Below are 12983 nucleotides of genomic sequence, written 5' to 3' on the forward strand. Positions count from 1 at the left end.
GCTAAAGCTTTAGCTATCTGATTTTTAAGTGGCAATATCCTAAGCGATGGCGCCAGCGTCTCGTAATGCAGCAATTGCGGCGCTGTCATAACCGAGTTGCTGCAATACTTCCTCAGTATTGGCACCAATCGGTAGGCCGGCGTTACGGTATTCGGTTTGCGAGCCACTGAATTTAATGGGGCTGGCTACTTGACGCAATGTTTGACCATCGGCTGCTTGAACTTCTATGTACATACCACGCTCTTGAAAGTGTGGATGCTGTTCGGTTTCGCCAAGGTCTAGTACCGGCTCTACACAGGCGTCCAAAGCCGCAAATATTTCGCTCCACTCGGCGAAACTCTTTTGCCTAAATGCCACAATCAAATCTTGTTTTAGCTCAGCTTGCACATCAGGGTTGTAGTTCATGGCGCGCTCAAACCAATCTGCTTTACCCAAGGCTTCACACAATTGCTTGCAAAATTGCGGCTCTAAGCTGCCCACAGAAATATGGCGGCCGTCAGAGGTTTCATAGTAGTCGTAAAAAATACCGCCGTTCAGCATAGTGCCAGAAAGCTCTGGGGCCTTATCACCTGCTAGATGGCCTGCACCAGCCGTAGTGCTAAGTGCTAAAGCGGCATCGCTCATACTGATATCGATGTGCTGGCCTTTGCCGCTGCCGTGGCGTTCAATCACGGCCGCCAGAATACCCATAACGGCGTGGTGGGTGCCACCAGCAATATCAGCAATTTGAGTGCCGGATAAAATAGGCCCGCTGTCTTTGCGACCGCTATAGCTGGCAAGACCTGCTAGCGCTAAATAGTTAATATCGTGGCCTGCACGATCTTTAAGGGGGCCGGTTTGGCCGTAGCCGGTAATCGAGCAGTAAATCAATTCAGGCTTTTCAGCGCTTAGGGTTTGATAATCTAAACCAAGGCGCTGCATTACGCCAGGACGAAATTGCTCCAATACAATATCGTATTCTTGTAGCAGCTTTTTAACGATGGCTGTAGATTCAGGCTGTTTCAAGTCAAGAGCGATACACTGTTTATTGCGATTGATACTGCCATGACCGGCAGAAATTTCACCGACCATCGGTGGCGCAAAGCGCAGTAAGTCTGGACGTGTTGGTGACTCGATGCGTAAAACTTCGGCGCCCATATCGGCTAATAATTGGGTCGCATAAGGTCCGGGTAAAAGGGTTGAAAAATCTAGAATTTTTAATCCGCTTAATGGGCCGCTCATGGAGAACTCCTGAATCGAAAATACGGTTGTCTTTATGTAAACGGCTACCCAATGGGTAGCCGAAAACAAATAGCTATATTATTCAGCACCATTGCCATGGTGCCATATACTCAATTAGTCGAGTAGGGTACGGCCAATGATTAACTTCATAATCTCATTGGTACCAGCATAAATTTTTTGGATTCGTGCATCGGCATAGGCACGGGCAACTGGGTATTCCCACATATAGCCGTAGCCACCATGCAACTGTAAACACTCATCGATAACCTTGCACTGCAAATCGGTGCTAAGTAGTTTTAGTTTAGCTGCTGTTGGTACATCAAGTTTGCCTTCTATGTGAAGTTCTAAACAGCGGTCAACAAAAACCTGAGCAGATGTAATTTCGGTATCAAGCTCGGCCAATTTAAATTGAGTGTTTTGGAAGGTGGCTACAGAGCGGCCAAAGGCCTTGCGCTCTTTCACATACTCAACGGTTTGGTCTAGGATAGAGCGAGCGCTGGCGATAGCGTTAACACCTACAGATAAGCGCTCTTGCGGTAGTTCTTGCATCAGGTAGATAAAACCCATGCCTTCTTCACCCAAGAGGTTGCCCTTTGGTACGCGCACATCTTGGAAGAATAGTTCGGAGGTGTCCTGGGCTTTCATGCCGATTTTTTCAAGGTTGGTACCTTTTTCAAAACCTGGAGTGCCAGCTTCAACCAAAATTAAGCTAGTGCCCTTGGCGCCAGCATCCGGATCGGTTTTGGCAACAACGATCACAACGTCAGCGTGCTGACCGTTGGTGATAAAGGTTTTAGAACCATTAATAACCCACTCATCACCATCGAGTACGGCTGAGGTTTTTACACCTTGTAAGTCAGAACCGGCACCAGGCTCAGTCATGGCAATGGCGGTAACCATCTCACCACTGACAAACTTAGGCATGTATTTCTGCTTAAGTTCTTCGCTGCCGTAATTCAAAATGTAAGGCACGCCGATATCAGAGTGTAAGCCCCAGCCAATACCAGAAAGACCTGCACGAGAAACTTCTTCATCTACGATGGCGTTATAACGAAAATCTACACCTACACCGCCGTACTCTTCAGGTATGGTTGGGGCAAGGAAACCTTGCTCGCCAGCTTTATTCCAAAGGGCACGATCAACCTGGCCATCTTTCTCCCACTGAGCGTGATAGGGCGCAGCTTCAACTTCTAAAAATTTACGGACACTTTCGCGAAACAGCTCGTGCTCCGCTTCATAGACTGTTCTTGGGATCATAATTCTTTCTCAAATCTTAAATAGGGGTGGTGAACTATTGAAAAGCCTTTCAATAGTAATAGCCCGACAGAGTCGGGCTATTTAGGCTTGCGGGATAGGCAAGCGCGTTTAGCTGTCTTGGAAAACTTCACCTTTTTCAGCCATGTCTACCAAGTAGGCTGGAGGCATGAAGCGATCGCCGTATTTATCAGCAAGTTCTTGAGCGCGGGTCACAAAGTTTTTCAAACCGGTTTGGTTAATAAACTGTAAAACACCGCCGGTCCAAACTGGATAGCCAATACCCATAATAGAGCCGATGTTGGCATCACGTACACTGGTTAGCACCTTCTCCTCGTAGCAGCGAGCGGTTTCTACAGCTTCGATATAGAGCATGCGATCCTTGATGTCTTGCAATGGAATCTGCGCATCAGCCTTGTAGAACTGATCTAGGCCAGACCACAGTTTTTTCTTACCGTTCTCTGGGTAATCGTAGAAACCTCCGCCAGTAGACTTGCCAGCGCGATCTTGCTCTAGCATCGCATCAGACGTGGCATCGGCTGGGTGGGCGCTGTAGCTCTCGCCAGCCGCTTCCATATCAGAAATGGTTTGCTTACGTACTTTGGCAGAAAGGGTCAGAGTAACTTCATCCATTACCGCTAATGGGCCAACTGGGTAGCCGGATAGGTATGCGGCATTCTCAACCGATACTGGGCTAACACCTTCACCTACCATGGCAATACCTTCTTGGGTGAAGGTGCCAAATACGCGAGAGGTGAAGAAGCCACGGCTGTCGTTAACAACGATAGGCGTTTTGGCAATTTGCTGTACATAATCGTAAGCGCGAGCCAGAGTTTCATCGTTGGTTTTTTCACCACAGATAATTTCAACCAAAGGCATCTTATCTACAGGTGAGAAGAAGTGTAGGCCAATAAATTGATCTGGACGCTCAGAAGCTTCTGCCAAGCCAGTAATTGGCAGGGTAGAAGTGTTAGAAGCAAATACCGCTTCGCTAGCGATTTGTGCTTCGGCTTCCTTGGTTACAGTGGCTTTTAGACCGCGCTCTTCAAACACGGCCTCAATGATTAAATCGCAGCCCTGAAGGTCTTCAGCGTTGGCCGTTGGTTTGATCAAAGCAAGGATGCCATCACGTTTTTCTTCGCTCATGCGGCCGCGCTTAACTTTCTTGTTAAGCAGAGTTTCTGAGTAGGCCTTACCTTTATCGGCATTCTCCTGGCTAACATCTTTTAGCACAACTTCAATGCCTTTGATGGCAGAAGAGTACGCAATACCTGCGCCCATCATGCCAGCACCTAGAATGCCCACTTTCTTAACAGGCTTTTGCTCGAAACCATCTGGACGACCGCGGCCGGCTTTAATTTCATTAAGCTGGAACCAGAAAGTACCGATCATGTTTTTGCTAATCTGGCCGGTGGTCAAGGTAGTGAAATAGCGTGTCTCGATGCGAGTTGCGGTATCAAAATCAACTTGCAGACCTTCAACCATGGTGCACATGATAGCTTCTGGAGCTGGTAAAACACCTTTGGTTTGATTACGTAGCATAGCCGGTGCAATCGGTAGCATTTGTGCCAGTGCAGGGCTGCTTGGCTTGCCGCCAGGTACTTTATAGCCTTTAACATCGTATGGCTGAGCGCACTCAGGATTTGCTTTAATAAAGGCTTTGGCTTTTTCCAGCATTTCTTCTGGGGTATCCACGATGTCGTGAATCAAGCCCAGCTCTTGGCCTTTCTCTGGTTTGAACTGTTTGCCTTCTAGCAAACAAGGCATGGCACCTTGCAAGCCCAGTAGGCGAGTCATACGGATTACACCGCCGCCACCAGGCAGTAAGCCTAGAGTAACTTCAGGTAGGCCTAGCATTACGCCTTTAGAAAGTGCGATACGATGATGGCAAGATAGAGCGATTTCCCAACCGCCACCTAAGGCTGCGCCATTAATACAGGCCACTACAGGTTTGCCCATAGTTTCCAGTTTACGCATGGCTTTTTTCAGGGCTTCGACTTCATCAAAGAATTGCTGGGCATCGCTAGGCTGAACTTGGATTAGAGCGGTTAGGTCACCACCGGCGAAAAAGGTTTTCTTTTTCGAGCGAACGATAACACCATCCCAGCTTTCTTCAGTTTCTAGCTGTTTGATGAAATCAAAAAAATCGGCTTGGAAGGCGGCATCCATTACATTGGCCGAGCCATCCTTGCGATCCAAAATCATGTGGACAATATTGTCACTGTCTTTTTCAAATTGTACTGAGCTCATAATTTTTCTCTCTTGGCTGTCTGTTGCTACAGCTAATTAATCTGGATGAGTGTTTACACACGCTCGATGATGGTGGCGATACCCATGCCGCCGCCTACACATAGGCAAGCTAGGCCGCGTTTCAAATCACGAGCTTCAAGCTCATCCAGCAAGGTGCCCAAAATCATGGCGCCGGTGGCACCCAATGGGTGGCCCATTGCGATAGAGCCGCCGTTTACGTTGACGATGCTTTCATCTAGATCTAAATCTTTGATCAGGCGTAGTGCAACTGATGCAAAGGCTTCATTAATTTCTACTAGGTCTAAGTCTTTTGCTTCTAGGCCAGCAATCTTCAGCGCTTTTTTAGCTGCAGGACCAGGGCCTGTTAGCATGATGGTTGGGTCGGTGCCTACAACCGCAGTGGCAGTAATCTTGGCGCGCGGTTTTAAGTTGTACTTATCAGCCATTTCTTGGCTACCGATTAACATGGCAGCGGCGCCATCTACGATACCTGAGGAGTTACCAGGGCCATGGACGTGATTGATCTGCTCGATGTCGTGGTATTTCTCACGTGCGACGCCGTCGAAGCCCATTTCGCCGATGCCTGCGAAAGATGGATTCAAACCAGCCAGTGTTTCTACGGTGGTTTCAGGGCGAATAAACTCATCACGGTCTAAAATGGTTAAGCCGTTTTGATCTTTTACTGGAATGATGGATTTATCAAAAGCACCGCGTTCCCATGCGGCGGCTGCTTTTTTGTGAGATTCAGCTGCAAAAGCATCTACATCAGTGCGGCTGTAGCCATCGATAGTAGCGATAAGATCGGCGCCAATACCTTGTGGCATAAAGCCGGTGAACATATTGGTTTCTGGATCGCAGGCCCAGGCGCCGCCGTCGCTACCCATGGGTACGCGTGACATAGACTCAACGCCACCGGCAACGACTAGCTGTTCAAAACCAGAACGCACTTTTTGGGCGGCCATATTGACAGCTTCAAGACCAGAGGCGCAGAAACGGTTTAGGGTAACGCCGGCAACATCGTCATTCCAGCCGGCAGCCAGAGCGGCGGTTTTAGCGATATCAGAGCCTTGATCGCCGACAGCAGAAACACAGCCCATTACAATGTCGTCTACATCTTCGCTGTTGAAACCATTGCGTTCTTGCAGGGCGTTCAACAGTTGTACCAATAGGGATACAGGTTTTACTTCATGTAGGCTGCCGCTCGCCTTACCGCGTCCACGCGGGGTGCGAATGGCATCAAAAATAAAGGCTTCATTGCTCATGAGCTTATCTCTTTTTGCTGTTCTAAATAGATTGGGATGCGAAGCTCTGCTGGAGAGCAGAAGCTATTAACATCGGTGTGCTATACAGCTTAGGTCATACACGGCGCAGAACAATGACCAAAGTTTTCAAGCGAGTGGGAGAAAATGTCAGCGGACAGTGGTTGGCATGGGGCCATAAGGCCAAACTATAGGTGAGCGCTTGCTCGGCTTTGAATATGCACAGCCGCTGATGTTAGCGGCAAGTCTCGCGATAAGCGCCGGGAGTCATACCGGTCCACTTTTTAAAGGCGCGGTTAAAAGCGCTAGGCTCAGAAAAGCCCATAATGGCCGCAATATCATTAATAGGTGTGTTTAATCGCGCCAAGTGATAGGTGGCGGTATCACGGCGTACGGCATCTTTGATTTCTTGGTAGGCATTGCCTTCTTCCTTTAGGCGCCTGCGCAAGGTTTGGGTCGTCATATGCAGTCGGTCGGCAACTACTTCAAAGGGTAGATTCTCTACGCAATCGCTGGACTGCAGCATGCCACGGATGCGAGCGGTTAAGCTATTGTCGCTCTTGTAGCGAGTGAGTAGGCACTCTGGTGCATTGGCCAAGAATTCGCTGAGAGTTTGCGGATCTTGCGCAACTGGACGCTCCAAAAAGCGTCGACTGAATACTACGCTATTCTCGGATTGATTGAAGTAGCTGCGACAGGCAAAGAGATCTTGAAACTCGTCGGCATAACTCGGTGCAGGGAAAGTAAAGTTTATTCGCTCAAGAAGAATTGGGCGATCAATCATCCAGCTGGTCCAGCGAATCCAGATGATCATCATGGAGACAATAAACCATACCGGGTCGAGCTTATGTGGGTTGTCGTACATAAAGCTCAAGGTGGCTTCTTCGCCTTGTTCCCCTAAGGCAAAGCCCATTTCATCATGGCACACTCGAGCGTGGCGAATGCTTCGCAATAGTACCCGCCGAAGGTTTGGGCATGTAATGGTTGAGTGGCATTGTAAGGAGAAGTAGCCTTGACGTAAGGGGGTAGACAGAAAGCCAGCTGATTCGTCGTCCATTGCCGCCCAGGTCGCTTTGATTAACTTACCGAACTCATCATTTGGTAGTTGGGTGCTATTATCGGGCAGGGCGCTAAGGTCGATATTCAAATCCTTCATGATTTGGTCGATATCGATACCCTGTTGGCGCGGGCCATTGAGCATTGACTGCAATAAATCTAGTGGAATGCCGGGTTTTGTTTTCATGGGGATATATTAGCACAGGCGCAGATGAATTTGACGGCAGATCAATGCCGATGTACAAAAGTCTTAAGGGTATCAATTTTATTGTCAGTAATCGTCATTGGGCCGTCATGCAAAATTGCATAAGCTCAGTGCAATAAAATGGGCCAGCTTTGCATACCCATTGGCCGTATAACAGATAAGCATTAAAAATATAATCTAATAGCACATAAGATCAAGCTCACATAAAAAGGCAGACACATGACCAGCGCGATGTTTGAAGAGACCACACCCCTGCAACAACTCTATAAGCGTGAGAGTAACTCCCCGGATCAGCTGTATTTGCGACAGTCGGTAAATGGCGAATGGGTGGACTATAGCTGGCAAGAGTTTGGTCAACATGCCCGTAAAATTGCCAGCTATTTAAAACAGCAAGGTTATGAAGATGGTGATCGAGTCGCTATTCATGCTAAAAACTGTGCGGAATGGTTGATGGTGGATATGGGGATAATGTTGGCGGGCTTGGTCAGTGTTCCGCTGTATCCCGGTCAACCAGAAAGCTCGATGCGTTATTGCATGGAACATAGTGAAACCAAAGCGATTTTTATGGGGGCTACAGACAATCCAGGAGCTTTAGATGGCTCAATCCCAGAAGGCGTTCGTCGAATCGGTATTTGGGGTAATGGCCTAGCCGCAGATGATACTACCGCAAAAATCTTTGAAAACTGTGAGCCCTTAGCTGAAAACCCTGAGTTCGGGCTGGATAAATTATTCACCATTATGTACACCTCAGGTACCACGGGGAATCCAAAAGGTGTGATGCACACTTATGCCTCGGTAGCCTTTACCGTGCCTCGTATGATGGCTGAAGAGAAGTACGGCACAGAGGACCGCTTCTTTTCTTACTTACCACTGTCCCATGCAGCAGAACGTATCATTGTTAGTATGGTAAGTATCTACAGTGGTGCCGTTGTTCATTTCGGTGAGGGCTTGGAAACCTTTGTGCGTGATTTAAATCGCGTTAAGCCAACCATCTTCTTTTCCGTTCCTCGTTTATGGAAAAAGTTTAAAGAAGGTGTCGATAGCAAAATGTCACCAGCTAAGCAAAAAATTCTATTCAATATTCCTATTTTGGGCGGCATTCTTAAGCGTAAAGTAATCGCAGGATTAGGACTTGATCAAGCGCGTAAGTGCATCACGGGCTCTGCGCCAACACCGGTTGATTTGCAAGAGTGGTATGTAAATCTTGGTTTGCCATTGATGGATGGCTACGGAATGACGGAAAACTTTATTTACGGTTGTATTTGCCGTGATAAGCCAATTCCAGGCTCAGTGGGTAAACCTTACTCTGATAATGAAGTGAAAATTGGGGAAGGAAACGAGATCTTATTTAAGAGTGGCGCGCTAATGGCTGGCTATTATTTAGAGCCAGAAAAAACCGCTGAGGTATTGCGCGATGGTTATTACCACACAGGTGATACTGGCTACCTAGACGACAACGGAAATCTTTATGTGACAGGCCGTTTAAGCGAAGTTTTCAAAACTTCGAAAGGTAAGTTTGTTAAACCAACTACCTTAGAAACGCGCTTTGGCAATACCAAAGTTTTTGGTCAAATGTGCATCATTGGTCACGGCATGGACCAGCCTATTTTATTGGCTGGTTTGGCTGAAGGTGTTGATGGCTCTGATAGGACTGCATTGGAAGCAACAATTGCCGAAGAACTAGCAGCAATTAATGCTGAACTTCCGCCACATGAATGCATTAATAATGTATTTATCGTAGCTGAAGAATGGACTATCGAAAACGAGCTGTTAACGCCAACTATGAAGATGAAGCGAAATGATATTGATGCTGAGTATCGTAAGTGGGTTGAAGCGACGTTGGCCGCGACTGACACTAAACAGGTTAGCTGGCAAGAGGGCTAGTCTCATTGCCGGGTTTAACGAGTCGGGTTGTTCTGGCTGGCTCGTTAATTTCCTTTAGTGTTGAACTGTTTCACAATCTTGCCTACTTATCATTACTATAGCTAATGCCCCCCTTATATTGACAGTGCATTTTTAAGGCTTATCCCTTATTCTTACCGGTTATTGTAAAGGAAGTGTCCAATCCGGGATACTTCGACCACTTTGTGATAGGGATGTTTCTCGGTGAGTTGTCGTTTTTTTGCACTTTCAAATCTGCTGCTATTGCTTTCTCTTCCTATAACTCTCCAAGCCCAGAGTTTTGTGTTTGGCCCCGCGAACGTTGTGTCGGGCTGCGACGGTGGATGTCCTGGGGGGAGGGAAATTACCCTCCCCAGTGAAAACAACGGGGTGGTGGTCAATGCTATCGCTGATTCGGCATTCGAGGCTTATGAGCTAGATTCTGTTGTTATCCCAGATAGTATTCAATTTATAGGGGCGCGCGCGTTTCTAGATTGCGGTTTAACTACGTTGCAAATAGGGCAAGGTGTTACAGAAATCGGTGAGAAGGCATTTAGCAGTAATAGGCTAACTGACATCGACATCCCCAATAGCGCCACTGTAATAAAGAGCGAGGCTTTTTCTCGAAATAAACTAACAGCTGTGGTGGTCCCACCTGGAACTCGAGTTATTTATACTCGTGTGTATGAATATAATCAGCTAGAGGCAGTGAGCATACCGCCGGGTGTGGTAGAAATTCAGGATCTATCTTTTTATTACAATAAATTAACGTCGGTTTTGCTGCCAAGTAGCCTTGAAAAAATAGGGCCTTGGGCATTTAGATATAATCAGATCGCTTCTCTGCAAATTCCATCAAAAGCTATCAATATTGGCCGCGCTGCTTTTGAGGGTAATCGTCTAGAGTCGGTCAATATTCCAGAGGGAATAAGTAAAATTGAATCATCGGTTTTTGCTTTTAATAAGCTATCATCGATAAATCTCCCGGATAGTATTACTGAAATAGGAGTTGAGGCATTTAGGAATAATGCTTTGGTATCCATTGATATTCCTGACAGTGTTGTCACTATTGGAAGCTATGCTTTTGCCAATAACGAGCTTACTTTAATCCGGATTCCTAAAAATCTTACTGATATAGCGCATGGTGTTTTCAGTAATAATCAAATATCCGCCATTGATTTTCAAGGGGTGGTAAAATCTATAGGGATTGCAGCTTTTAGCTATAACTCTCTGGATACAATTTCCATTCCAAGTCACATAGAACACATTGGAAACTCCGCATTTTATAAAAATCAGCTGGTTTCGCTTAGTTTGGCTGATGGGCTGAAGGATATTGGAAGTGATGCCTTTGAGGGGAATAAAATAGAATCACTAGTTATTCCTTCGACGGTTAGATCAATCGGGAGTAGTGCATTCTCGGATAACATGATAACCACAATTACTATCCCTGAAGGAGTTGAAACGATAGGGCGTTCTGCCTTCTATAATAATCTGCTTTCCACATTGGATATTCCAGAAGGGCTGTCCTCATTGGGGGTTGCTGCTTTCGGGAAAAATAAACTGGAATCCATTGTGTTTCCTGCGGATATGGATCAGATACCTGATGAGCTGTTTATTAAAAATAGCTTTGCTTCACTAGTGATTCCAAAAACAATTGAAAGAATTGGAGCAAGGGCATTCCATTTTAATGTGTTGCAGGAATTGACGCTGAGTGAAGGGTTGAAAAGTATTGACAGGTATGCGTTTGCTGGAAATCAACTAACATCTGTGGTTATTCCCAATACCGTAGACTCAATTGGCTCGTCTGCATTCCTTGGGAATTTGATATCCTCGCTAACATTGCCAGAAAATATTAGTTATATTTCGGCTTTCTCTTTTAAAGATAACAAGTTGTCTGAGCTGATGATCCCAGCAAGGGTTAACTTTATTGGTTGGCAGGCATTCTCTGAGAATCAGATCCGGTCATTGGTTGTTCCAGCCTCAGTGGCTGAAGTGGATTTTCAAGCGTTTGCTTTTAATCAAATAGAAAGCATACTTTTTGAAGGTGACCGGCCCGAACTTGAAGTAACTGCATTTAATGAAAACTCTCCATTACAAAAAGTACTGTTCAAACCTGGACGAACTGGTTGGCCTGGTGCAAAAATTTCTGGCGTGATGCCTACGCCACTGGGTGGGAGTAAGCCGCCTTCTGCTCCGGACCCAGCTCCTGATAAGATAGATTTTAAGATCTCTACCCACAGTGACTCGATGTTCGATAATATGCCATTGAAGCTCGCGGTTCACGATGTAAATATATACGCTGCTGGCAATGTAGAAAAGGCTGACATTCAACATGTGGCGCATGTATTAGCTCAGCTCCTAGATAGTGATGGTGACGGTGAAGCTGACGAGCCCAGTGTGCGTAGATCTATGAAGCAAACTAACTCAACTTTGGTTATTTGGGATAATCAGCAAAACTGGGAGCATCTGGTAGCTTTGATTCCTGATAACATGCAGTTAAGTGGCTTGGAAGCCACAAAAATCAATCGCGAATGGGAGCCAGGTTTGGGGAGGAGGTTCGATGGTGCCTTAGAGTTCGCGCTTAAACATGTCGCAGCTGCTTATGCGAGTACTTACCCTAATGTATTTGGCGCGGCACCGGGAAGCAGGCTTGCTAATGCCATGGATACAGCTAGGGGGGGCTATTTTGAGGTAGTGCCTGCAAGCTACCCTGATGGCGCCTGGTTTGTCTCAAGGGATAACGACTGTAATTATAGATGTATGGTACTGGATTATTTCTACTGGGTTTTGAGCACAAAGCTAGGAGCACATATTGCTCGAGAGGCTGAAATCAATGGAAAGTGGAAATTAAATACGAATGGGAAGCTGCAATCAGTTGATACAGAAATCAATAAGCTGATAACCGAAGAGGCATTTAATCTGCCTCAGGTTTTACCCGATGGAAATTATCAAATTGACGAGTCGGATAATCCAAGAGTTGATCTTGGGCGGTTGTCTGGGACTTGGTATGACCCTAGTGAAACTGGTCACGGGATTATGCTCCAGGTATTTGATAGCGCCTCGTCCTCAGCTGGGGTTACAATGACTTGGTTTACCTTTGATGAGAGTGGTAACCAGCAGTGGTTTTATGGAGATAGTCAACAGCTAGTGGCAAGTCGAAACAATAGTGGCAGCTGCTATGGGGGCGCCGGCAACTATTTTGCTACCTTTCCTACTCTGAGTCGCAAGGGTGGTGAATTCGTGAATAGTTACGATCCGACGGAGATCCAGACTAGCCCCTGGGGAACTCTAAGTGTGTGCTACGATACATCTAAAGACGAAGTGACTTTAAAATATCTAAGATCAAATAATGAAGCTAAATATTCAATGCTTCGCCTTACTCAAACCTCGAAGGCTCGTGGTACAAGGAATGATACTTTAGCCGGGCTTACCGGTACTTGGTATAACCCTTCAAAAAGTGGTCAGGGTCTGTACCTGGAAATGATTGAGCGGACAGAGGGGAAGGTGGGGGTTAACCTTGCCTGGTATGGTTTCAAACACCAAAAGCCAATGTACTTCTTGGGCTCTATTGAAGAAGTGCCTGAATCAGGCGGCTCAATGACTATACCTATTTATGAAACTTCGGGTGCTAACTTTGGAGAAGAGTTTAGCTCGGCAGATGTGCGTCGAGATAGTTGGGGTGAGTTACACGTCGAGCGTGTTAACTGTAATAAGATCAAATTACGTTTTGAAGGCGTCGACGAAGATGTTGAAGAAAGCTTGAGTAGATTGTCTGCAGTATCTGGTAGAGCTTGCCATTAATGGTATGTGAATAGAAGTTAAAAGACCGAGATTGACAGCTCGGTCTTTTGTGTCTCGGA

7 protein-coding genes are annotated in these 12983 nt (G+C 46.4%); 2 read left to right on the forward strand and 5 right to left on the reverse strand.

From position 1 onward, the window contains the following. Positions 1–39: 39 nt before the first annotated feature. The 5 genes from Q1A08_RS16845 to Q1A08_RS16865 form a co-directional block, all read right to left on the reverse strand. Positions 40–1221 carry a CaiB/BaiF CoA-transferase family protein gene (locus tag Q1A08_RS16845; protein WP_299775046.1) on the reverse strand — a complete coding sequence of 394 codons (1182 nt, stop codon included), beginning with the start codon at positions 1219–1221 and terminating at the stop codon, positions 40–42. Positions 1222–1335: 114 nt separating this feature from the next. After that, positions 1336–2478, reverse strand: a complete 1143-nt coding sequence (locus tag Q1A08_RS16850) for an acyl-CoA dehydrogenase family protein (protein WP_299775048.1) — start codon at positions 2476–2478, stop codon at positions 1336–1338. A 108-nt stretch (positions 2479–2586) separates the two neighbouring features. Further along, positions 2587–4725 carry a 3-hydroxyacyl-CoA dehydrogenase NAD-binding domain-containing protein gene (locus Q1A08_RS16855; RefSeq protein ID WP_299775050.1) on the reverse strand — a complete coding sequence of 713 codons (2139 nt, stop codon included), beginning with the start codon at positions 4723–4725 and terminating at the stop codon, positions 2587–2589. Positions 4726–4778: 53 nt separating this feature from the next. Continuing rightward, complete coding sequence (locus Q1A08_RS16860) at positions 4779–5987, reverse strand: acetyl-CoA C-acetyltransferase (RefSeq protein ID WP_299775052.1); 1209 nt, start codon at positions 5985–5987, stop codon at positions 4779–4781. Positions 5988–6219: 232 nt separating this feature from the next. Beyond that, the gene (locus tag Q1A08_RS16865; protein WP_299775054.1) at positions 6220–7227 is read right to left on the reverse strand and encodes an AraC family transcriptional regulator; all 1008 of its coding nucleotides are present in this window, start codon (positions 7225–7227) and stop codon (positions 6220–6222) included. A 237-nt stretch (positions 7228–7464) separates the two neighbouring features. Here Q1A08_RS16865 and Q1A08_RS16870 point away from each other — a divergent pair, with 237 nt between their 5' ends. Beyond that, complete coding sequence (locus tag Q1A08_RS16870) at positions 7465–9129, forward strand: AMP-binding protein (RefSeq protein ID WP_299775056.1); 1665 nt, start codon at positions 7465–7467, stop codon at positions 9127–9129. Positions 9130–9351: 222 nt separating this feature from the next. Continuing rightward, positions 9352–12924 (forward strand): leucine-rich repeat domain-containing protein, encoded by a 3573-nt coding sequence (locus Q1A08_RS16875; protein WP_299775058.1) that lies wholly within the window; start codon positions 9352–9354, stop codon positions 12922–12924. The last annotated feature ends 59 nt before the right edge of the window (positions 12925–12983 follow it).

It is taken from the genome of uncultured Pseudoteredinibacter sp. (assembly GCF_947500695.1).
Taxonomy (GTDB): Bacteria; Pseudomonadota; Gammaproteobacteria; order Pseudomonadales; family Cellvibrionaceae; genus Pseudoteredinibacter.